Origin of the sequence: Finegoldia magna, from assembly GCF_003182075.1 — a bacterium.
Classification (GTDB): domain Bacteria; phylum Bacillota; class Clostridia; order Tissierellales; family Peptoniphilaceae; genus Finegoldia; species Finegoldia magna.
Map to the genome: position 1 here is coordinate 46,184 of NZ_QGTH01000011.1, position 19,846 is coordinate 66,029.

The window sequence follows — 19,846 nt, forward strand, 5'->3', positions numbered from 1 at the left end:
AATACAAGTTGGGAGTTGTCATGGAAAAATTAGTTAAAACAATTGCTACTGCGTTAGTTGATAATAAAGAAGCAGTTGAAGTAACATCAAGACAAGACAAACATACGGTTATTATAGAAATTAAAGCAGATTCCAAAGATTTGGGGAAAATTATAGGAAAAGAAGGGAAGATTGCCAAGGCAATTAGAACTATTACTAAGGCAGCGGCTATTAAGAGTGGCGAAAAAGTTGTCGTAGATATTTTGCAATAATGGAATATATAGCTGTAGCAGAAGTGCTCAATACTCACGGTATTAAAGGATGTCTTAAAATGAGACCGTTGACTGATAATATCGAAAGATTTGACGAAGATATTTGTTATTATCTTGGGGATAAAAAAGTTAAGGTCAATATTCAAAATTATAGAATGTACAAGGGTTTTTTGTACATTGATTTTGAAGAATTTAACGATATTAATGAAGTTCTTGAATTCAAAAAACAGTTTTTATATATAGATGAAAAAGACAGATACGAATTGAAAGATGGAAGCTTTTACATTGACGATTTGATAGGATTGAAAGCTTATAGTAATGGTGAATACATCGGAGATTTGGTTGAAGTTTTGAGCGTTTATAGTAATGATGTATATGTAATAAAAAATGATGAAAAAGAATTTATGATACCTGCTGTAAAAGAGTTCATTAAAAAAATAGATTTAGAAAATGGATTAATCGATGTAGTTATAATTGAGGGTATGTGATGAAATTTATAATTCTCACATTATTTCCAGAAAGTTTTGATTACTTAAAATCATACGGCGTCATAGGAAAAGCAGTCCAAAACAATCTCATTGAACTTGAAGTGGTTAATATTAGGGATTACACTAAAAATAAACACAAAAAGGTAGACGATGAGATATATGGTGGCGGAGCTGGGATGCTTATGACTTGCCAACCAATTTATGACTGCTTGGAAGATGTGAACAAAAACAAATCAAAAGTTGTGTTTATGTCTCCTCAAGGGAAAGTTCTTAATCAACAAAAGTGTATAGAACTTTCAAAAGAAAAAGAAATAGTAATTCTTTGTGGCCATTACGAAGGTGTCGACAGTAGAATCATCAATCATTATTGTGATGAGGAGATTTCTATTGGAGATTATGTGATGACTGGTGGAGAATTAGGAGCTATGGTTCTTATAGATTGTGTAAGCCGAATGATTAACGATGTTTTGGGAAATGATGAAAGTTATAAAACAGATTCGCACTACAATTTATTGCTACAGGAAGATTCCTACACAAGACCCAGAGTATTTAACGGATATGAAGTTCCTGAAGTTTTATTATCAGGAAATCACGAAAAAATCGAACAGTGGCGAGAAAAATCAAGACTAAACAACACTAAACTTAAAAGAGAAGATATATATCAGAAATATCTGAAAGAAAAAAACCAAGGAGGATCATAATGGATATTATAAAAACATTAGAAGATGAACAATTAAGAGAAAATAAGTTCGACTTTCATGTTGGCGATACTGTAAAAGTAGACTACCTTATCAAAGAAGGTAACAAAGAAAGAGTTCAAGTTTATGAAGGAACTGTAATTAAAATGCAAGGAACTGGACTTAGAAGAACTTTCACAGTAAGAAGATTAGCTTACGGTGTAGGAGTAGAAAGAACTTTCTTAATCAACTCACCAAGAGTAACTAACGTAAGATTAGTTAGAGAAGGTAAAGTAAGAAGATCAAAATTATTCTACTTAAGACACAGAGAAGGTAAAGCTGCTAAAGTTAAAGAAAAACAAAAATTCTAATTTGAGTGCTGAGAATTTCTCAGTACTTTTTTTAGATGGAAAGGAAATAACATGGACATTAATAATATAAACTGGTATCCAGGGCATATGAAAAAAGCTATTGACAAGATAAAAGAAAACATGAAACTTGTCGACATAGTTTTGGTTCTTGTGGATAGCAGAATTGTAAGATCATCCATGAATCCAGTTATAGAAGATATCTTAAAGGATAAGCCGCAATTGATTTTATTGAACAAGATGGACATGGCAGATCCTAAAATTACACAAAACTGGATTAATTATTTTGCAAAGAAAAATATAACAGCACTTCCGATCGATAGCAAAAACGGTAAAAATTTGGATAAAATTGAGCCAACAGCTAAAAAGATTTTAGAAGATGTACTTGCTAATAGAAAAGACAAAAACATAAAATCAGAAATTATTAGAATGATGATAGTTGGTATTCCAAATGTTGGAAAATCTACTATAATCAACAAATTATCCAACAGACAATCTGCCAAAACAGGAAACACTCCAGGTGTTACAAGGACTAATCAGTGGATTAGAATAAAAGGCAAGATGGAATTGTTGGATACACCAGGTGTTTTGTGGCCAAAATTCGAAGATAATGAAATTGGCCTGAATTTGGCATTTACTGGAGCTATCAAAGATGAAATTTTGGATGAAGAAAACTTAGCGTACAAGCTCATCGAGAAACTAATGAGTATTGATCCACAAATTTTAGAAAAAAGATATTCGATTGATACACAAAGCAAGGAAACAATCGAAATAATGGATGATATTGCTATAAGACGTGGCTGTTTGTTAAAAGGAAAAAATATTGATTATTCTAAAGTTTCATCAATAGTTATAGATGAATTTAGAAAAACAAAGTTAGGAAGAATTTCATTAGAAGATGTTTGCGATTGATTATAACGAATTTGAGGAAGAATTAATTTGTGGCGTAGATGAAGTTGGACGAGGACCATTAGCAGGTCCTGTTGTGACATGCGCAATTATTATGCCTAAAAATTGTGAGATAATAGACGGAGTCACTGACTCAAAAAAGCTTTCTGAAAAAAAGAGAATTAAATTCAAGGATATGATTTTGGATCAAGCTTTGGCATACAGTGTAAATTTTGTGGATCAAAGTGTGATTGATGAGATTAACATCAAGCAAGCCACGAGATTATCCATGAAAAGAGCTGTAGAAAGTTTGAAAACAAAGGACAATAAATTCATAAAACCTGATTTGATTGTAATTGATGCAGAAATTATTGACACAGATATTAAACAAATGTCATTTGTCAAAGGTGACGAAAAATTATATCCGATTTCTTGTGCATCAATTGTAGCAAAGGTTATAAGAGATGAGTACATGAAGGATATGGCTACTATCTATCCACAATACGGCTTTGAAAAACACAAGGGATACGGAACTAAACTTCACAGAGAAATGATACTTGAACATGGAGAGTGTCCACTTCATAGAAAAACTTTTTTGAGGAAATTATATGAAAATGGAAAAAAACCGAGGTAAATTTGCCGAGGATTACGCTTGTGAATATTTAATAGAAAAAGGTTACGAAATTATTGACAGGAATTATTCCGAGAGAATTGGGGAACTAGACATAGTTTGCACTTACGAAAATTATTTGGTAATAGTTGAAGTAAAAGCAAGGACTGATGACAAGTTCGGCGCTCCTTCTGATTTTGTAACTTTGGGAAAACAAGACAGAATAAGAAAAACAACAGAAATTTATATCGACAAAAATGATTTGTACGATTATCAGCCTAGATTTGATGTGATAGAAATTTATTTGGATAATTTCAAATTAAATCACTATATTGACGCATTTTAATATTGACAATGGGCTAGTATTTTTATATAATATCAAGGTCAAGCAAATATATTGACACAAAGAGGTTTTAATATGTATAAAGTAGCAGTGCTTACAGTATCAGACAAGGGTTCTCAAGGAAAAAGAGAAGATTTAAGTGGTAAAAAAATTATAGAAATTATCGAAAAAAACGGCTATAAATTAGAAAAATATGATATTGTAGCAGATGAAAAAGAACTTATAAAAGAAAAATTAATCGAGTATTCCAATGAAAATATTGAGTTGATTTTGACTACGGGTGGAACTGGATTTTCAAAAAGAGATGTAACTCCTGAGGCTACATTAGAAGTTTCAGAAAAACTTTGTTTGGGAATTAGTGAAGCGATTAGAAATTATTCGATGACTATTACAAAAAGAGCAATGCTTTCAAGAGCTGTTTCAGTTATTAGAAAAAACTCCCTCATAATAAATATGCCGGGTAGTCCTAAGGCTGTTGAAGAAAGTTTGGAATACATAATTGATACGTTAGATCACGCTTTGAAAATTTTACAAGGCGATGCATCAGAATGTGCGAGAAAATAGTTGTTCATAATTAATTAGTAATGTATAATATATGATAGATAATTGTAGGAGGTATATATGATACAAGCAGGAGATTTTAGAAAAGGCACAACTTTTGAAATGGATGGGGATGTATGGCAAATTATAGATTTCCAACACGTTAAACCAGGAAAAGGTGCAGCTTTCGTAAGAACAAAAATCAGATCAGTTATGACTGGTTCAAACAGAGACATGACATTCAATCCTAACGAAAAATATGAAGAAGCTAGAATTGAAACAAGAGAAATGCAATACTTATACAACGATGGAACTTTATATTATTTCATGGACCCAGAATCTTATGAACAATTACCAATTGATAAAGTTAGTGTTGAAGAAGCTATTCTTTATATAAAGGAAAATGATATGGCAACAATCAAATTTTTCAAGGGTAAAGCATTCCAAGTTTCTCCACCAAACTTTGTTGAGTTAGAAATCACTCAAACAGAACCTGGTATTAAAGGTAACACTGCAACAGGAGCTACAAAACCAGCTACTGTAGAAACAGGCGCTACAGTTAACGTACCTTTATTTGTAAACGAAGGAGATAAAATCAAGATAGATACAAGAACTGGAGAATATTTGTCAAGAGTTTAGTATTTATTGACTTTTTAACGCATTTATGATAGAGTAGTACGGTGGATTTTGTCCATACTAATAGAGGAGGTCTAATATGAGAGATAAAGTAATTTTAGAATGTACTGAATGCAAGAGCAGAAATTACACTACTAAAAAGAATAAAAAACTTCACCCTGATAGAGTGGAAACTAACAAGTATTGTAAATTCTGTAAAAAGCACACTCTACACAAGGAAACAAGATAGGAGGAGCTTATGGCAGCGAAAAATACGCAAAATTCTAATCAAAAATCAGCCCAAAAAAATCAAGGATTTTTGAAAGGCGTGAAGACTGAATGGAATAAAATTGTCTGGCCGACACCAAAGGAAACTTTAGAATACTCAATAGTAGTAGTTATAATTTCCTTTATAGTTGCATTAATCGTATACGGATTAGATACTGTGTTCCAACGTTTAATTGGACTATTTATATAGAAAGGAACAGTATCCACAATGACCGAAAAAAATAACACATTTATTGAAAATGCAACTGAAGATTTTAAGGAACGTGCCAAAGAGGGAAAATGGTATGTAGTACATACTTACTCTGGACACGAAGGTAAAGTAAAAGTTAATATTGAAAAAATGGTAGAAAATCGTGGTTATATCGACGATATATTTGAAGTAGTAGTACCTACTGAAGAATATGTTTCAGAGGTCGGTGGAGCTAAAAAGTTAAAAGAAAGAAAGATCTTCCCCGGTTATGTTTTCGTTAAGATGACAATTACCGATGTCTCATGGTATTTAGTTAGAAATACCAGAGGTGTTACAGGATTTGTAGGACCAGAATCCAAACCTGTAGCAGTTAGTGAAAAGGAAATCCAAAAATTCGCTCTTAAAAATCAATCTTACTCTAAAAAAGAAATTGATGTTAATGTAGGAGACAATGTGAATATTGTTTCTGGAGCATTTAGCGATCAAGTAGGTATTATTGAAGAAATAAATACTGAAAAAGCTATCTGTAAAGTTTTAATTTCCTTGTTCGGCAGAGACACATCTGTTGAAATTAGCTTTGATGATATCGAAAAAATATAAATTTGAATATAAGTTATTTAATTAATTTCATATAGATCGATGTGGGAGGTTAGCCCCGATAACCACAATAGTTTAAGGAGGAACTAATATGGCTAAAAAAGTACAAGCAATAGTAAAGTTACAAATTCCTGCAGGTAAAGCAACACCTGCACCACCAGTAGGTACAGCACTTGGACCTCACGGTGTTAATATAATGCAATTTACAAAAGAGTTTAACGCAAAAACTCAAGACCAAATGGGAATGATTATTCCAGTTGTTATGACTGTATACCAAGATAGATCATTCACATTTATAACAAAAACTCCACCAGCACCAGTTCTTATTAAAAAAGAATTAGGATTAAATTCTGCTTCAGGAGAACCTAATAAAACTAAAGTTGGACAATTAACTAAAGAACAAGTTAAGAAAATTGCTGAAATTAAAATGCCTGACTTAAATGCAGCAAACTTAGAATCTGCTATGAGTATGATTAAAGGTACAGCAAGAAGTATGGGAGTTACAGTAGAAGAATAGTGGGAGATTTAGTTCGTTAGAACCACAAGGAGGATTATATGGCAAAAAAAGGTAAAAAATATCAAGAAAGTGCAAAATTAATTGATAGAACAGTTGAATATAAATTAGACGAAGCAAGTAAATTAGTTGTTGAAACTGCTAAAGCTAAATTTGACGAATCAGTAGAATTACACGCAAAATTAGGTGTAGATAGTAGACACGCTGACCAACAAGTTCGTGGTACTATCGTACTTCCTCATGGTACAGGTAAAGACCAAAAGGTAGCTGTATTTGCAAAAGGTGAAAAAGCTGAAGAAGCAAAAGCTGCAGGAGCAGATTTTGTAGGAGCAGAAGATTTAGCAGAAAAAATCCAAAAAGAAGGTTGGTTAGGATTTGATGTTGCAGTAGCTACTCCAGACATGATGGGTGTAGTAGGTAGAATTGGTAGAATCTTAGGACCTCAAGGTTTAATGCCAAACCCTAAAGCTGGTACAGTAACTATGGATGTTACAAGTGCAATCAAAGAAATCAAAGCTGGTAAAGTTGAATATAGAACTGACAAGAGCAATATTATTCACGTTCCAGTTGGTAAAGTTTCTTTCGGAGAAGAAAAAATTGCTGAAAACATCAATGCGTTGATGCAAGCAATATTGAAAGCAAAACCAGCTTCATCAAAAGGTAAATATATTAGATCTTTAACAATTGCTTCAACAATGGGCCCTGGAATCAAGGTTAATCCATTACAATTTGCAAAAGAATAATATAGATAAGAATTTATTAGCCACCGTTAAGGTGGCTTTTCTTAAATACAGAGGGAAAAATGAAATTATTAAAAGAAGATAAAAAGAAAATTCAAATAGGGATAATTATATTAATTGTTCCAGTTATTTTGGCATATCTTTTGTTCAATGGGAAATCTATAGGAAATGCATTGGGCACTTTTATGGCGATTATATCTCCATTTATTATTGGTGCGGCATTAGCTTTTGTCCTAAATATGCCTATGAATTTTATTGAGAATAAAGTTTTTAAAAAATGGACTTCGAAACCGGGTCTAAAAAGAGCAATATCCCTGTTAATAAGTTTAGTAATAGTTAGTGCAATAATAGCATTTGTAGTGATACTTATAATTCCTAATTTTTTTGAAGCTATTAAATCACTAATCCAAGGAATTCCGGTATTGGTTGAAAAGCTAAGAAAATATCCAGAGGTTGCAAAACAATTAGATAAAATTTACGACACATACGCTATCACAAATACTCATGATTTGGTTGTAAAACTGAAACCTTACTTAACCAAAAATGGATTGGATATATTGAACAATGTGTTTTTTGGAATTAGCACAGTGTTTTCTGTTGTACTTAGCTTTGTAGTGTCGTTCACATTTGCTATTTATTTATTATTTTCAAAAGAAACTTTGAGAAGACAATTTACAGAATTGGCTTATGTTTTTTTTGGTGGAAAAACTGCAAACAAGATTTTAATTTTCTTTAAGGTGGCTTACGAAAAATTTTATTCGTTCTTTAAAGGGCAATTTATCGAAGCATTTATGCTTGGGTTTATGTGCTTTATAGGAATGTATTTGTTGAAGATGCCAAATGCAGCAACAGTTAGTGTGCTAATTGGTTTTGGAGCATTAATTCCATTGGTTGGAGCTATTTTAGGAGCTGCATTGGGAGCTTTGATTATTTTAATCGAATCTTTTTCAAAAGCTATTATTTTTGTGATTTTCATAATTGTACTTCAACAATTTGATGGTAATGTAACTTATCCTAGAATCGTGGGATCGTCTGTAGGGCTACCATCTATTTGGGTGCTAGTTGCAGTTACCATAGGGGCGGCATTAAGCGGTATTGTTGGTATGCTTATTTTCGTTCCAATTTTTGCAACAATCTATGAATTATTGTACAGATATAAGGAAAAGAAATTGAAAGATAAAAACATCTGTATTATTGAAGAAAAATAATAAAAAAGTGTTGACATATTCATAGAATATGATATAATAATCAGGTAATTAATTTGGGCTACCGAAGACAGTAGGGACTATTAAAGTTTAATCATCCTACAGAGGAGCATAAGATATGAGTTTATCAGTCTTTCTGTCTTTGGATGGAAAGACTTTTTTAGTGTAGCCTTTTTCATGGAGGTGAAATAATGAAAGAACACGTTTTAAATCAAAAGAAAGCTGTTGTTGATGAAATTAAAGGACATATTAATGATGCTAAATCAATGGTTATCGTTGATTATAGAGGATTAGATGTTAGCGAAGCAACAGAATTAAGAGAAAAATTCAGAAATGAAAATGTATTATTCAAAGTATACAAAAATACAATGATGAATTTTGCTTTTAAAGAATTGGGATTTGATGGATTCTTAGATTACTTATCTGGTCCTAACGCGGTTGCATTCAGTATGGATGATCCAATCGCTGCAGCTAGAATAGCTAAAGAATTCGCAGCAGATCACGAAAACTTAGAAATTAAAGCAGGTTATTTAGGAGACAAATTCTTAGATGTTGAAGGTGTAAAGAAAATCGCATCTATCCCTTCAAGAGAAGTTCTTCTTACAAAAATGCTTGGAAGCTTCAAAGCTCCAGTGTCAAAATTTGTATATTTAGCAGATGCTATTGCTAAATCAAAAAATGAAGGTTCAGAAGAATCTGAATCAAACGAAACTACTGAAACAGTAGAAGAATAATTAATTAAAATAAAATTTGGAGGTAAAAAATGTCAATAGATGAAATCTTAGAAGCAGTTGAAGGCTTAACTGTTCTTGAATTAAATGAATTAGTAGAAAAAGCAGAAGAAAAATTTGGAGTATCAGCAGCAGCTCCTGTAGCAGCAGCAGGTGCAGCACCAGCAGCAGGTGGAGCAGCAGCAGAAGAAAAATCAGAATTTGATGTAATTTTAGCATCAGTTGGTGACGCTAAGATGAAAGTTATCAAAGCAGTTAAAGACTTAACTGGATTAGGATTAAAAGATGCTAAAGCTATCGTAGACGAAGCTCCTAAAGCAATTAAAGAAGGCGCTTCTAAAGAAGAAGCTGAAGAATTAAAAGCTAAACTTGAAGAAGTTGGAGCTACTATCGAATTAAAATAGTCGATAAATTTATGGAGAGGTTATGTATAATAGCCTCTCTTTTTGATTGCTTGACAAATCATTTGTTTATGATATTATTTTAATATATTGATAAAATGACTATGATGAGATGAGTATGTAATAATTTTTTTTAAAGAGAGTCTTAGTTTGGTGGAATAGGATATTAGATTATTGCAGAATATGGTCTTTGAGTTTGAAAAGTTGAATAGCTAATGCTTTTAAATTTTTCCGGGAGCATCCGTTATCAAATGCTAGGCATTAAAGTGCCAAACAATGAGAGAATATTTTATATTCTAAAATTAAGGTGGTAACGCGGATTTTCGCCCTTATATGATGTATGTCATATAAGGGATTTTTTATTTTATTGTAGTTTTATTTAGGAGGGAAATTATGTCAGAAGAAAAGAAATCATATTATATTACTACTCCAATCTATTATCCAAGTAGTAATTTACATTTGGGTCATACTTATACAACAATCATTGCGGATACTTTGAAGAAATTCAAAAAAATCCAAGGCTACGATGTGTTCTTGACTACAGGTACTGATGAACACGGTCAAAAGTTGTATGAAAAAGCAAAAGAAAAAAATATGGGTGATAATCCATTAAATTATATCGATCCAATTGTACAAAGTGCCAAGGATTTGTGGAAAAAACTAGACATAGACATAGATAGTTTTGTCAGAAGTACAGACAAGGCTCACGAAAAAAATGTTCAAGAAATTTTTCAAAAATTATACGATAAGGGAGATATTTACAAGTCTACTTACAAGGGACATTATTGTGTCGATTGTGAAGCTTTTTGGACAGAATCACAACTAAAGGATGGAAAGTGTCCAGATTGTGGACGTGATGTTCATTATCACGAAGAAGAATCGTACTTTTTCAGATTATCAAAATACAAAGATAGAATTTTACAATTGTACAAAGACAACCCAGATTTCTTGAAGCCAGAATCTCGTAAGAACGAAATGGTGAATAACTTTTTAAGTGGTGAATTGGAAGATTTATCCGTATCTCGTACAAGCTTTGACTGGGGAGTTAAGGTTCCATTTGATGATAAGCATATTATTTACGTGTGGATTGATGCGCTTAGCTGTTATTTGACAGGGATTGGATATGGACAAGATGAAGAATTATTCAATAAATTCTGGCCATGTGATATTCACTTGGTTGGAAAAGAAATTGTAAGGTTCCACACAATTATTTGGCCAGCGTTGTTGATGGCTTTGGATTTGCCATTGCCAAAGAGAGTTTTCGCTCATGGATGGATTTTATTCAATGAAGATAAGATGAGTAAATCAAAGGGAAATGTATACTATCCAGAGCCAATTATCGATTTGTACGGTGTAGATGCTTTGAAATACTACATTTTAAGAGATTTTACTTTTGGTAATGATGGTAACTTTACGACAGAAAGATTTATGAACAGATATAATTCAGATTTGGTAAATGATTTGGGCAATCTTGTAAGTAGATCGGTATCAATGGTTGAAAAATATTTTGATGGTGTTATCCCACAACCGAATGACAACAACGATATTGACAAGAGTTTAATATCTGTAGTCGAAGGATGCCAAGGAAAAGTTGAAGAGTTATTGGAAGAACTTGATTTTTCAAATGCACTTGAAGAAATTTGGAAAGTTGTTAGAAGGGCTAATAAATATATTGATGAAACAACTCCATGGATTTTGATTAAAGAAGACCCAGAAAGATTGAAAACTGTTCTGTATAATTTGATGGATGCGATAAGAGTTATTTGTATATTAACTTCTCCATTTATCACAGAAACAAGCAATAAAATCAAAGAGCAAATTGGTCTTTCTGAAATTAAATGGGAAGATGGAAAAGTGTTCGGTAAAACTGTTGTTGGAACTAAGGTTCAAAGAGGAGAAAACTTGTTCAATAGATTAGACATCAAGAAAGAAACTGAACGATTGAACGAAGTTAACGACAAATTAATCGAAGAAAGAACTGGTAAAAAAGTTTCTGAATTAAGAGATAATAACAAAGAAGAAGCTCCTAAAGAATCTAAGAAAAAATCAAAGAAATCTAAGAAAAAAGAAGAAATAACTATAGATGATTTTGACAAGCTTGATTTGAGGGTTGGACAAATTGTAGAAGCAAAGCAACATCCAGATGCCGATAAACTTTTGGTTTTCAAGGTTAAAATCGGAGAAGAAACAAGACAAATAGTTTCTGGGATTAAAAACTGGTACGAACCAGATGATTTGATAGGCAAAAAGGTTATTGTAGTGTACAATTTGAAGCCTGTAAAATTGAGAGGAGTAGAATCTCAAGGTATGCTTCTTGCTGCAAGTAAGGGCTATAAATTGACTATGGCAAGTTTACTTGATTCAGAATTTGAAGACGGAGCGACTGTATCTTAATGGGAGATTATGTAATATACGATACACATTGTCACTTGACAGATGAGAAATTTGATTTTGATAGGGATAAAATAATTGAAAACCTACAATCTAATTCTGTTGTAAAAGCTATGCTTCCAAGTGACAATGTAGAAAACTCCATTAAAGCCATAGAATTGTCAAAAAAGTATGATTTCTTATACAATGCTGTGGGGATTCACCCTGAAGAAGATAGCAGATTTACGGATGAAGATATTTCTAGGATAGAAGAGTTGGCTGATAATCCAAAATGCAAAGCTATCGGGGAAATTGGGCTGGATTATCATTATGAACACGACAAGGACAAGCAAAAATATCTATTTGAGAAACAAATGCAAATCGCCGAAAGAAAAAACTTGCCTGTAATTATTCATACAAGAGATGCAATCCAAGACACATACGATATCTTGAAGAAATATCCTAATGTTAGAGGAATAATGCACTCTTATTCTGGAAGTTATGAAATGGCAGAAAAATTTATTGATTTAGGATATTATATTTCATTTAGTGGAGTTGTAACTTTTAAGAATGCTAGAAATGTCAAGGAAACTTGTGAGAGATTACCTATCGATAAAATTTTAGTAGAAACGGATTCTCCTTATCTGACGCCTCATCCATATCGTGGGAAACGAAATGAACCAAAATATGTGAATTTGGTTTTACAAGAGGTTAGTTTGTTGAAAAAAATGTCGGAAAAAGAAGCGGCACAAATCATTTGCAATAATGCTGATGATATTTTTGGATGGTAAATTATGATAAAAGAAATAATAGTTGTCGAAGGAAGAGACGATGAGCAAAGAGTCAAGAGAGCATTAGATTGTGAAGTGATTTGCACTGGTGGGATTTATTTTAGCGACAAATTACTCAAAAGACTCAAAAAAATCGACCAAGACAGAGGAATAATAATTCTAACGGATCCAGACTATGCAGGAAATAAAATCAGAAAAAGAATTAATGATTTTATTCCAAACGCAAAAAACGCATTTATAGCACAAGATTTGTGTATCAAAGATGAGGATATCGGAATTGAAAATGCAAAAGAAGAAGATATTAAAATCGCCATAGAAAACGCTCATCCGTCAATGATTGATTCTAAGAATGAATACACGATGGATGATATGATTTACTATGGATTAGTAGGAGAAGGATCCAAATCGCTTAGAATAAAAGTCGGTAAAATTTTAAATATTGGTTACGGCAATGCAAAATCCTTTCTTAGAATGCTAAATAATTACAATATTTCAAGAGAAAAATTAGAGGAGGCTATTAAAAGATGAGTTATAGACTACACCAACCTTCCTACATTAAAGAAATATTGGACAAATTTGGGTTTAAGTTCTCAAAGGCTTTGGGGCAAAATTTTCTAATCGATGGAAATTTGATTGAAAATATTATCGACTATTCTGATATCACAGAAGATGATTACGTTATTGAGATTGGCCCTGGTTTTGGAACATTAACAGAAAGACTTGTCGACAAATGCAAATTTTTGTATTCGATAGAAATAGATTCAAGACTTATGGATGTTTTGAAATACACTGTTGGAGATAGAGATAATTTTAAAATAATAAACGAAGATGTGTTGAAGGTAGATTTGAATGAACTTAATCATGGAGATAAAAAATTCAAAGTGGTTGCGAATCTTCCTTATTACATCACAACACCAATTATTGAGCATTTGTTTAATTACAGAGATATTATTGAATCAATCACTGTTATGGTTCAAAAAGAAGTGGCAAATAGAATGGTAGCTGATGTGGGAAGTAAGGATTACGCATCATTGAGTTTGTTTGTAAAACAAAATAGCGATGCTAAAATAATACTTAATGCTCCAAAAACTGTGTTCATGCCACAGCCAAAAGTAGACAGTGCAGTTGTAAATATGAAGCTTAAAAAATTAGATGAAGACATCGACCAAGAACTTCTTCGTCAATTAATCAGATCGGGTTTTAGCAAAAGAAGAAAAACAATAGTAAACAGTTTTACTAGTGGGTTTGTGAATGTTGACAAGGAGAAATTAAAGTCCATTCTTCAAGAGTTAGGTTTAAAAGAGAATTTGAGAGCTGAGAATTTGTCATTGGAAGATTACAAAAATATTGTAAAGAAGTTGAATGATATTGATTAGGATTTTCAAATAAGGGTATATATAAAATACAGACTTTTAAGGAGGTATTTTTATGAAAGACGTAGTAATTTATACAAGTGATGGATGTCAATATTGCCACGCAGCAAAAGATTATATGGACGAAAACAACGTAAAATATACAGAAAAGAATATATCACAAGATCAAGAAGCTAGAAAAGAACTTATGAAAAAAGGTCACATGGGTGTTCCTGTTACAATCATAGGTGATGAAGAAATAGTTGGTTTTGATCAAGCAAAATTAAAAGAAGCTTTAGGATTATAAAAACAAAAACTACTTGTCAATCGACAGGTAGTTTTTTTATGTAAAAACCCGCTTTGTTTAGCGGGTATAATATTAGTTTTGGTTTAATTGTTCTAATAGATAGTTTACATCTAGTCCGTGAACCATACAAGCTTCTTCTAAGCTTTCCATTTGGCTGGCTGGACAACCTATACAAGATAATCCGTTTCTAAACAAAACTTCTACAGAATCTGGATTGTTTCTAATAATATCTCCAATTAACATATCTTTAGTAATTTCCATAAAATCACCCTTTCATCATTTATATTCTTATTATAATATAAGCTTTCAGTTCATTCAAGTAAAATTATTTCTAATCTATGTTATAATTTAATATGAAATAGAAATATAGGTGGTGAGGAATATGATGGATGAAAAATTTGAACGTCATGAAATAGATATGGATTTACTCAACAAATATCTAGAAGACAAAGATTATTTAAAACTTAAAAATCAAATTCAAAAATACAACCCGGTAGATATTACAGATTATATTGAATCATTGGATTTAAAAAGTGCAATGCTTGTGTTCAGGTTATTGAACAAAGATGATTGTATCGATGTGTTTTCTCATATGGAAAAGGATCATCGAACAAGGCTTTTGGAAGCGTTCAGTGATAAAGAAGTTAAATTCATAGTAGACGAACTATATTTTGACGATATGATTGACTTAATCGAAGAAATGCCAGCGGGAATTGTGAAAAAAGTTCTAAGACATACCGACAAAAGCGAAAGAAATTTGATTAATCAATTCTTAAATTATCCGGAAGATTCAGCGGGATCTTTGATGACAATAGAATATATTGAATTGAGATCTTATTATACTGTAAGGAAAGCTCTTGAAGTAATTAAGAAAACAGGGGTGGACAAGCAAACCGTCTATACATGTTTTGTAACAAACGAAAAGAAAACACTACTTGGTTTTGTTTCTTTGAGAACAATCGTAACTAATGAACCAGAAACGTTGATTGAAGATTTGATGGATGAAGATGTTATTTACGTTCACACTGATGATGACCAAGAAACAGTAGCAGATGTATTCAAAAAATACGGATTCGTTGTTCTTCCTGTCGTAGATAATGAAAAAAGACTTACTGGTATCATAACAGTTGACGATATTATGGAAGTTATGGAACAAGAGGCTACAGAAGACTTTCAAATCATGGCAGGTATGAGTCCAGATGAAGATGATTATTTGGATCAAGGCGTGTTTAATTTGGCAAAAAAACGTATTGCCTGGCTTTTGATACTTATGGTTTCTGCTACATTTACAGGTTCAATAATGACTCACTATGAATCTTTATTGGGACAAGCGATAATACTTACAGCATTTATTCCTATGATAATGGATACGGGTGGAAACTCTGGTTCACAATCATCAACGCTTATTATACGTGGGCTTGCTACAGGAGAAATCAGCACAAAAGATTGGCTAAAAGTATTTTTTAAAGAATTTAGAGTAGCGTTAGTAGTCTCAGTAGTTATGAGTATTGTTTGTTTCATAAAAACTATGGTTGTCGATAAAGTTTCTGTTCCTATCGGATTGGTTGTATCTTTGACTTTGATATTTACAATAGTGACTGCAAAATTAATCGGTGGGATGTTGCCAATTATTGCTAAAAAGTTAAAATTAGATCCAGCGATTATGGCGGGACCTTTGATTACTACAGTTGTCGATGCATTGAGTTTGTTAATCTATTTTGAAATGGCACATATTGCTTTGGGAATCTAATTAGAAAAAATTAACAAAAACTATTGACATATTTTTAATATTACTGTAAAATATTTTATTTAATTTGACTTTAGAGTGATAGAGTGATATAATACTACTAACGACGATCTGTTAGGAGGAATAACGTGAAGGAAATTAACGATTTGAACATGATTAGAAGTCAGGTGCGAAGTAATATTGGAAAAGATGTTATTGTCGAGGCAGATAAAGGACGAAATAAAATTGTAACAAACAAAGGAACTATCAGCCAAGTGTTCCCAAGCTTATTTACAATAAAAATAACTAACGAATATGATTCAGAAAGAACAATATCATATACTTACTCAGATATACTTACATCAACAGTAAAGTTAGAATTATGTTAAAAAACGACCGGAAGGTCGTTTTTTTAGTTTGATTTAACATTTAAACAATAGTATAATTTATTAATAGAGGTGTAATATGAAGTTAAAATTATATATGTCAGAAAAATGCCCAGATTGCGTAGATGCAATCGAAATTTTAAAAAATGCCAATATTGATTATGAAGAAATCAATATTACAGATTCTATGAAAAATCTCAAAGAATTTTTTACTTATAGAGATAATAGAAAAGAATTTGAATCAATTGTTAAGGATAACAAAGTAGGTGTTCCTATGATAACTGATGGCGAAAAGATAGTATTTTTTGAAAAATTAGAAGATTTAAGAGTATTTGATGAAGATTAATAGCTATGCCAAGATAAATCTGTCATTGGATATTCTTGGTTTAAGAGAAGATGGATATCATAATATCGATACAGTTATGAATTTGATTGATCTTCACGATATTATGGATATAAATCGTAATAGTACTTACGAATTGAATTTAAACTCTAATAATCCTGATTTTCCAACTGATAAAACTAATTTGATATGTAAAATATTTGAGAATTTAAAAAAGTTCAGAGAAATAAACTGTGGTTATGATGTGTTCGTCGACAAAAAAATTCCTATATCAGCAGGTCTTGCTGGAGGAAGTTCAAATGCATGTGAGTTTTTGATGTATGTGAATGATGATTTATCACTTAATCTTTCTGATCAAGAAATCAAAGAAATCTGTAGATTGACAGGGGCGGATACTTTCTATTTTACGAACAAAAAATGTGTCAGAGCAAAGGGAATAGGAAACGAGTTTGTCAGATTATCTGATTTTTCTAATAAAAATATAATAATTGTAAATAATGGAATGAGCATATCTTCGAAAGATGTGTATAATAATTTGAAAGAGTCGAATGGTGGTCTTGGTAAAGTTTCCGTTGCTATTGATAGTCGTGATTATGAAACTTTTTATAGGAAAGCATTTAACACGATGGAAAGTGTATCAGAAAAATTAGTAGAAGAAATCTATATTATAAAAGAACAGCTATATGAATTGGGAGCGAATTTGGCACTTATGAGTGGATCAGGACCAACTGTTTTTGGTATTTTTGAAAACTATAACGACTTTGAAAATTGCTACAATAAATTAAAGGACAAATATAAGTATGTATTCAAAACAAAAACCTTATAACAAAATAGGATTCGTGGATTCTGGTTTGGGCGGGCTTACTGTATTCAAAAAAGTTAAGAAGATTATGCCTAATAAGGAATATATATATTTTGCTGATAGTGCAAATGTCCCTTACGGTTCTAAAACCAGAGAACAAATGCTTAAGATTTCTGAGAATATTGTGAGGTTTTTCAATGAACAGCAGATAGATTTACTTGTCGTAGCCTGTAATACGTTAACATCTATTGCGTTGGATTATATGAAATCAATTGCAAATTTTGATATAATTGGAGTTGTTGAATACGGTGTTAAATCTGCTTTAAAAACTACTTCTAATAAAAAAGTAGGGGTAATAGCAACTAAAGCTACAGTAGACAATGGTTTATATAAAAAATTATTAGAACAAAAAGGCATTGAAGTTTGCCAATCTGCGTGTTTTGATTTTGTAGGATTCGTTGAAGAAAACTGCAAAGATAAAGAGAAGATTTTGAAAAAAGTCGAAGAATATTTGAAACCTATTGTAGATTTTGGAGCAGACACCATAATTTTGGGATGTACACATTACCCTGTTCTAATTGAATACCTTAAACAATATACAGGAGAAAATATTACATTTGTAGATCCTGCAGATTTACTAAGTGAAGATATTTATGAGATTTGCGGGAACTATCAAAATATATGTGACACAAAATATTTTGTCACAAAAAATCCATTTGATTTTAAAATTAATGGATCTAAAATTATAGGACAACCTATAGAAAAAGTTACAGAAATGGAGTGATTTTATGGAATTGAATTACGAAAAGAAAAGTATCTGGGAAGTTGTAGATGAAAAAGAACACGATGAAATCTACGCTTATGGCGAAAGATACAAAAACTTCTTAGATAGTTGCAAAACAGAAAGAGAAGCTACAGAATTTATAGTTAATCAAGCAAAAGAACACGGATTTGTTGAATTGAATGAAGCGTTAAAAGGACAAATCAAAAAAGGCGATAAAATTTATATAAATAATAAGGACAAATCATGCGTATTAGTAGTTATTGGTGATGATATAAATGAAGGACTTAATATAGTTGGATCACACTTAGATTGCCCAAGATTAGATGTTAGAGCTGTACCATTTTCAGAAGATAAAAACATCTTAATGATGAAGACACATTACTACGGCGGAATCAAAAAACATCAATGGACTACAATCCCATTGGCAATGCACGGAGTAATCTTCACAAATGAAGGCAAAAAAGTTGAAATCAAAATCGGCGAAAAAGAAGATGAACCAGTTTTCTACATCACTGAACTATTAGCTCACTTATCTAAAGATTTGAACTCAAAAACATTGGGTCAAGCAATTGAAGGTGAAAAATTAGCTATAATAGCAGGTCATGATAGCTATAATTTTAAAGATGAAAAAGAAAACCCAATCAAAAAATGTATTTTAAAATACTTGAACGAAAAATATGGAATAACAGAATCTGATTTCCAAGTAGCAGAATTAGAAATTGTACCAGCTACTAAAGCAAGAGACGTTGGATTTGACGGTGCTATGATTGCATCTCACGGTCATGACGACAGAGTATGTGCTTACGCAACATTAGAAGCAATTCTTAAAGTTGAAAATCCTAAGAGAACAGCAGTAGCTTTATTCGTAGATAAAGAAGAAATAGGTTCAGTTGGTAATACATCAATGAATGCACCATACATGGGAAACATGATTGCAGAAATAGCTAATAACCAACATGAAAATTACAGTGATTTAACAATGAGAAGAATCATGGCTAATTCAAAAGTGTTATCAGCAGATGTAACAGCAGCTATCGATCCATTGTATGCAGATGCAACAGAAGACGCTAACACCGCTTTAAGTGGATGTGGAATTTCATTGGCAAAATTCACAGGACACGGTGGAAAGTTCAGCTCAAATGATGCCAACCCAGAATTCTTAAATGAATTAAGACAATTATTCAAAGAAGAAAAAGTAATGTGGCAAACAACTGAACTTGGTAAAATAGACCAAGGTGGTGGAGGAACAATAGCCTTCATACTTGCAAACCAAGGAGCAGAAGTAGTTGACATCGGAACAGCTATGCTATCAATGCATGCACCAGTAGAATTATTATCAAAAGCTGACTGCTACATGACAAGTAAAGCATACCACGCATTCTTAAAATAATATAAAGTAAATTTATAAAGCACTTGACAATTAGCTTTTATATTGATATTATATAAAAGCACTTTGAGTTAAGTGCTTTTTAAATTACTTAAAAGAAAGTAATGCATGTAAAACGAAAATAAAAAAAGTTTTACAAAACACTTGACAAA

The 19,846-nt window shown here is 31.8% G+C and carries 29 protein-coding genes and 2 other annotated features; of the genes, 28 read left to right on the forward strand and 1 reads right to left on the reverse strand.

The window, feature by feature from the left end:
• Positions 1 to 20: 20 nt before the first annotated feature.
• The 22 genes from DES33_RS05695 to DES33_RS05800 all read left to right on the forward strand — a co-directional run bounded on the left by DES33_RS05695 (position 21) and on the right by DES33_RS05800 (position 14,266).
• On the forward strand, positions 21 to 251 hold the full coding sequence (locus DES33_RS05695) for a KH domain-containing protein (RefSeq protein ID WP_002835328.1): 231 nt from the start codon (positions 21 to 23) through the stop codon (positions 249 to 251).
• Entirely contained in the window at positions 251 to 739 is a 489-nt protein-coding gene (rimM, locus tag DES33_RS05700) for a ribosome maturation factor RimM (RefSeq protein WP_002835327.1), read from the forward strand. Before DES33_RS05695 ends, rimM begins: the two co-directional genes overlap by 1 nt.
• The gene (gene trmD / locus DES33_RS05705) at positions 739 to 1,440 is read left to right on the forward strand and encodes a tRNA (guanosine(37)-N1)-methyltransferase TrmD (protein WP_002835326.1); all 702 of its coding nucleotides are present in this window, start codon (positions 739 to 741) and stop codon (positions 1,438 to 1,440) included. Before rimM ends, trmD begins: the two co-directional genes overlap by 1 nt.
• Entirely contained in the window at positions 1,440 to 1,787 is a 348-nt protein-coding gene (gene rplS, locus DES33_RS05710; protein WP_002835325.1) for a 50S ribosomal protein L19, read from the forward strand. Before trmD ends, rplS begins: the two co-directional genes overlap by 1 nt.
• A 51-nt stretch (positions 1,788 to 1,838) precedes the next feature.
• Positions 1,839 to 2,696: a ribosome biogenesis GTPase YlqF gene (ylqF, locus tag DES33_RS05715; RefSeq protein WP_102164542.1), complete on the forward strand. Its 858-nt coding sequence runs from the start codon at positions 1,839 to 1,841 to the stop codon at positions 2,694 to 2,696.
• The gene (locus DES33_RS05720) at positions 2,683 to 3,306 is read left to right on the forward strand and encodes a ribonuclease HII (protein ID WP_110058355.1); all 624 of its coding nucleotides are present in this window, start codon (positions 2,683 to 2,685) and stop codon (positions 3,304 to 3,306) included. Before ylqF ends, DES33_RS05720 begins: the two co-directional genes overlap by 14 nt.
• Positions 3,281 to 3,628, forward strand: a complete 348-nt coding sequence (locus tag DES33_RS05725) for a YraN family protein (protein WP_002835322.1) — start codon at positions 3,281 to 3,283, stop codon at positions 3,626 to 3,628. Before DES33_RS05720 ends, DES33_RS05725 begins: the two co-directional genes overlap by 26 nt.
• 72 nt (positions 3,629 to 3,700) lie before the next feature.
• On the forward strand, positions 3,701 to 4,189 hold the full coding sequence (locus DES33_RS05730; protein WP_002835321.1) for a MogA/MoaB family molybdenum cofactor biosynthesis protein: 489 nt from the start codon (positions 3,701 to 3,703) through the stop codon (positions 4,187 to 4,189).
• 57 nt (positions 4,190 to 4,246) lie between these two features.
• Positions 4,247 to 4,804 carry an elongation factor P gene (efp, locus tag DES33_RS05735; RefSeq protein WP_094224529.1) on the forward strand — a complete coding sequence of 186 codons (558 nt, stop codon included), beginning with the start codon at positions 4,247 to 4,249 and terminating at the stop codon, positions 4,802 to 4,804.
• A 76-nt stretch (positions 4,805 to 4,880) separates the two neighbouring features.
• Positions 4,881 to 5,030 (forward strand): 50S ribosomal protein L33, encoded by a 150-nt coding sequence (gene rpmG, locus DES33_RS05740; protein WP_002835319.1) that lies wholly within the window; start codon positions 4,881 to 4,883, stop codon positions 5,028 to 5,030.
• A gap of 9 nt (positions 5,031 to 5,039) precedes the next feature.
• A complete protein-coding gene (gene secE, locus DES33_RS05745) occupies positions 5,040 to 5,258 on the forward strand; it encodes a preprotein translocase subunit SecE (RefSeq protein ID WP_094205471.1) in 219 nt (72 codons plus the stop codon).
• Between the two features lie 18 nt (positions 5,259 to 5,276).
• Positions 5,277 to 5,858: a transcription termination/antitermination protein NusG gene (gene nusG, locus DES33_RS05750; RefSeq protein WP_002838609.1), complete on the forward strand. Its 582-nt coding sequence runs from the start codon at positions 5,277 to 5,279 to the stop codon at positions 5,856 to 5,858.
• Between the two features lie 88 nt (positions 5,859 to 5,946).
• A complete protein-coding gene (gene rplK / locus DES33_RS05755; protein WP_002835316.1) occupies positions 5,947 to 6,372 on the forward strand; it encodes a 50S ribosomal protein L11 in 426 nt (141 codons plus the stop codon).
• Between the two features lie 38 nt (positions 6,373 to 6,410).
• Entirely contained in the window at positions 6,411 to 7,112 is a 702-nt protein-coding gene (gene rplA / locus DES33_RS05760) for a 50S ribosomal protein L1 (protein WP_002838605.1), read from the forward strand.
• A 59-nt stretch (positions 7,113 to 7,171) separates the two neighbouring features.
• A complete protein-coding gene (locus DES33_RS05765; RefSeq protein WP_110058356.1) occupies positions 7,172 to 8,317 on the forward strand; it encodes an AI-2E family transporter in 1,146 nt (381 codons plus the stop codon).
• A gap of 43 nt (positions 8,318 to 8,360) precedes the next feature.
• Positions 8,361 to 8,485 (forward strand) — a sequence feature (ribosomal protein L10 leader region).
• A gap of 20 nt (positions 8,486 to 8,505) precedes the next feature.
• A complete protein-coding gene (gene rplJ, locus DES33_RS05770) occupies positions 8,506 to 9,048 on the forward strand; it encodes a 50S ribosomal protein L10 (RefSeq protein ID WP_110058357.1) in 543 nt (180 codons plus the stop codon).
• Between the two features lie 29 nt (positions 9,049 to 9,077).
• The gene (rplL, locus tag DES33_RS05775) at positions 9,078 to 9,449 is read left to right on the forward strand and encodes a 50S ribosomal protein L7/L12 (protein ID WP_094205474.1); all 372 of its coding nucleotides are present in this window, start codon (positions 9,078 to 9,080) and stop codon (positions 9,447 to 9,449) included.
• A gap of 92 nt (positions 9,450 to 9,541) precedes the next feature.
• Positions 9,542 to 9,780 (forward strand) — a binding site (T-box leader).
• Positions 9,781 to 9,839: 59 nt separating this feature from the next.
• Positions 9,840 to 11,840 carry a methionine--tRNA ligase gene (gene metG / locus DES33_RS05780; protein ID WP_110058358.1) on the forward strand — a complete coding sequence of 667 codons (2,001 nt, stop codon included), beginning with the start codon at positions 9,840 to 9,842 and terminating at the stop codon, positions 11,838 to 11,840.
• Positions 11,840 to 12,607: a TatD family hydrolase gene (locus DES33_RS05785; protein ID WP_094224533.1), complete on the forward strand. Its 768-nt coding sequence runs from the start codon at positions 11,840 to 11,842 to the stop codon at positions 12,605 to 12,607. Before metG ends, DES33_RS05785 begins: the two co-directional genes overlap by 1 nt.
• A 3-nt stretch (positions 12,608 to 12,610) precedes the next feature.
• Positions 12,611 to 13,135, forward strand: coding sequence for a ribonuclease M5 (gene rnmV / locus DES33_RS05790; RefSeq protein ID WP_094205477.1), 525 nt, complete (start codon positions 12,611 to 12,613; stop codon positions 13,133 to 13,135).
• On the forward strand, positions 13,132 to 13,983 hold the full coding sequence (gene rsmA / locus DES33_RS05795; protein WP_110058359.1) for a 16S rRNA (adenine(1518)-N(6)/adenine(1519)-N(6))-dimethyltransferase RsmA: 852 nt from the start codon (positions 13,132 to 13,134) through the stop codon (positions 13,981 to 13,983). The genes rnmV and rsmA overlap by 4 nt, the downstream gene beginning before the upstream one ends.
• A 52-nt stretch (positions 13,984 to 14,035) precedes the next feature.
• A complete protein-coding gene (locus DES33_RS05800) occupies positions 14,036 to 14,266 on the forward strand; it encodes a glutaredoxin family protein (protein WP_002838618.1) in 231 nt (76 codons plus the stop codon).
• A gap of 72 nt (positions 14,267 to 14,338) precedes the next feature.
• On the opposite strand, the gene DES33_RS05805 is transcribed toward DES33_RS05800, so the two are convergent.
• Positions 14,339 to 14,527, reverse strand: a complete 189-nt coding sequence (locus DES33_RS05805) for a DUF1858 domain-containing protein (protein WP_002835305.1) — start codon at positions 14,525 to 14,527, stop codon at positions 14,339 to 14,341.
• Positions 14,528 to 14,648: 121 nt separating this feature from the next.
• Here DES33_RS05805 and mgtE point away from each other — a divergent pair, with 121 nt between their 5' ends.
• From mgtE to DES33_RS05835, 6 genes are all read left to right on the forward strand, one after another.
• The gene (gene mgtE, locus DES33_RS05810) at positions 14,649 to 16,016 is read left to right on the forward strand and encodes a magnesium transporter (RefSeq protein WP_094206970.1); all 1,368 of its coding nucleotides are present in this window, start codon (positions 14,649 to 14,651) and stop codon (positions 16,014 to 16,016) included.
• 125 nt (positions 16,017 to 16,141) lie between these two features.
• A complete protein-coding gene (locus tag DES33_RS05815; RefSeq protein WP_002835303.1) occupies positions 16,142 to 16,381 on the forward strand; it encodes a Veg family protein in 240 nt (79 codons plus the stop codon).
• 76 nt (positions 16,382 to 16,457) lie between these two features.
• Positions 16,458 to 16,724, forward strand: a complete 267-nt coding sequence (locus DES33_RS05820; protein WP_094206971.1) for a glutaredoxin domain-containing protein — start codon at positions 16,458 to 16,460, stop codon at positions 16,722 to 16,724.
• Positions 16,714 to 17,547 (forward strand): 4-(cytidine 5'-diphospho)-2-C-methyl-D-erythritol kinase, encoded by an 834-nt coding sequence (ispE, locus tag DES33_RS05825; RefSeq protein WP_094224536.1) that lies wholly within the window; start codon positions 16,714 to 16,716, stop codon positions 17,545 to 17,547. Before DES33_RS05820 ends, ispE begins: the two co-directional genes overlap by 11 nt.
• On the forward strand, positions 17,522 to 18,307 hold the full coding sequence (murI, locus tag DES33_RS05830) for a glutamate racemase (RefSeq protein WP_094224537.1): 786 nt from the start codon (positions 17,522 to 17,524) through the stop codon (positions 18,305 to 18,307). Before ispE ends, murI begins: the two co-directional genes overlap by 26 nt.
• A 4-nt stretch (positions 18,308 to 18,311) precedes the next feature.
• Positions 18,312 to 19,697: an aminopeptidase gene (locus DES33_RS05835; RefSeq protein ID WP_110058360.1), complete on the forward strand. Its 1,386-nt coding sequence runs from the start codon at positions 18,312 to 18,314 to the stop codon at positions 19,695 to 19,697.
• The last annotated feature ends 149 nt before the right edge of the window (positions 19,698 to 19,846 follow it).

What these genes read in the sequence shown, in the direction of transcription:
- DES33_RS05785 (WP_094224533.1), top strand. Translation starts at nt 11,840, where the DNA reads ATGGGAGATTATGTAATATACGATACACATTGTCACTTGACAGATGAG.
- DES33_RS05720 (WP_110058355.1), top strand. Translation starts at nt 2,683, where the DNA reads ATGTTTGCGATTGATTATAACGAATTTGAGGAAGAATTAATTTGTGGC.
- rplJ (WP_110058357.1), top strand. Translation starts at nt 8,506, where the DNA reads ATGAAAGAACACGTTTTAAATCAAAAGAAAGCTGTTGTTGATGAAATT.
- rnmV (WP_094205477.1), top strand. Translation starts at nt 12,611, where the DNA reads ATGATAAAAGAAATAATAGTTGTCGAAGGAAGAGACGATGAGCAAAGA.
- ispE (WP_094224536.1), top strand. Translation starts at nt 16,714, where the DNA reads ATGAAGATTAATAGCTATGCCAAGATAAATCTGTCATTGGATATTCTT.
- mgtE (WP_094206970.1), top strand. Translation starts at nt 14,649, where the DNA reads ATGATGGATGAAAAATTTGAACGTCATGAAATAGATATGGATTTACTC.
- DES33_RS05765 (WP_110058356.1), top strand. Translation starts at nt 7,172, where the DNA reads ATGAAATTATTAAAAGAAGATAAAAAGAAAATTCAAATAGGGATAATT.
- DES33_RS05800 (WP_002838618.1), top strand. Translation starts at nt 14,036, where the DNA reads ATGAAAGACGTAGTAATTTATACAAGTGATGGATGTCAATATTGCCAC.
- rplA (WP_002838605.1), top strand. Translation starts at nt 6,411, where the DNA reads ATGGCAAAAAAAGGTAAAAAATATCAAGAAAGTGCAAAATTAATTGAT.
- DES33_RS05835 (WP_110058360.1), top strand. Translation starts at nt 18,312, where the DNA reads ATGGAATTGAATTACGAAAAGAAAAGTATCTGGGAAGTTGTAGATGAA.
- nusG (WP_002838609.1), top strand. Translation starts at nt 5,277, where the DNA reads ATGACCGAAAAAAATAACACATTTATTGAAAATGCAACTGAAGATTTT.
- ylqF (WP_102164542.1), top strand. Translation starts at nt 1,839, where the DNA reads ATGGACATTAATAATATAAACTGGTATCCAGGGCATATGAAAAAAGCT.
- DES33_RS05820 (WP_094206971.1), top strand. Translation starts at nt 16,458, where the DNA reads ATGAAGTTAAAATTATATATGTCAGAAAAATGCCCAGATTGCGTAGAT.
- DES33_RS05695 (WP_002835328.1), top strand. Translation starts at nt 21, where the DNA reads ATGGAAAAATTAGTTAAAACAATTGCTACTGCGTTAGTTGATAATAAA.
- murI (WP_094224537.1), top strand. Translation starts at nt 17,522, where the DNA reads ATGTATTCAAAACAAAAACCTTATAACAAAATAGGATTCGTGGATTCT.
- rplL (WP_094205474.1), top strand. Translation starts at nt 9,078, where the DNA reads ATGTCAATAGATGAAATCTTAGAAGCAGTTGAAGGCTTAACTGTTCTT.
- trmD (WP_002835326.1), top strand. Translation starts at nt 739, where the DNA reads ATGAAATTTATAATTCTCACATTATTTCCAGAAAGTTTTGATTACTTA.
- DES33_RS05730 (WP_002835321.1), top strand. Translation starts at nt 3,701, where the DNA reads ATGTATAAAGTAGCAGTGCTTACAGTATCAGACAAGGGTTCTCAAGGA.
- efp (WP_094224529.1), top strand. Translation starts at nt 4,247, where the DNA reads ATGATACAAGCAGGAGATTTTAGAAAAGGCACAACTTTTGAAATGGAT.
- DES33_RS05725 (WP_002835322.1), top strand. Translation starts at nt 3,281, where the DNA reads ATGAAAATGGAAAAAAACCGAGGTAAATTTGCCGAGGATTACGCTTGT.
- rsmA (WP_110058359.1), top strand. Translation starts at nt 13,132, where the DNA reads ATGAGTTATAGACTACACCAACCTTCCTACATTAAAGAAATATTGGAC.
- rimM (WP_002835327.1), top strand. Translation starts at nt 251, where the DNA reads ATGGAATATATAGCTGTAGCAGAAGTGCTCAATACTCACGGTATTAAA.
- rpmG (WP_002835319.1), top strand. Translation starts at nt 4,881, where the DNA reads ATGAGAGATAAAGTAATTTTAGAATGTACTGAATGCAAGAGCAGAAAT.
- metG (WP_110058358.1), top strand. Translation starts at nt 9,840, where the DNA reads ATGTCAGAAGAAAAGAAATCATATTATATTACTACTCCAATCTATTAT.
- rplS (WP_002835325.1), top strand. Translation starts at nt 1,440, where the DNA reads ATGGATATTATAAAAACATTAGAAGATGAACAATTAAGAGAAAATAAG.
- rplK (WP_002835316.1), top strand. Translation starts at nt 5,947, where the DNA reads ATGGCTAAAAAAGTACAAGCAATAGTAAAGTTACAAATTCCTGCAGGT.
- secE (WP_094205471.1), top strand. Translation starts at nt 5,040, where the DNA reads ATGGCAGCGAAAAATACGCAAAATTCTAATCAAAAATCAGCCCAAAAA.
- DES33_RS05805 (WP_002835305.1), bottom strand. Translation starts at nt 14,527, where the DNA reads ATGGAAATTACTAAAGATATGTTAATTGGAGATATTATTAGAAACAAT.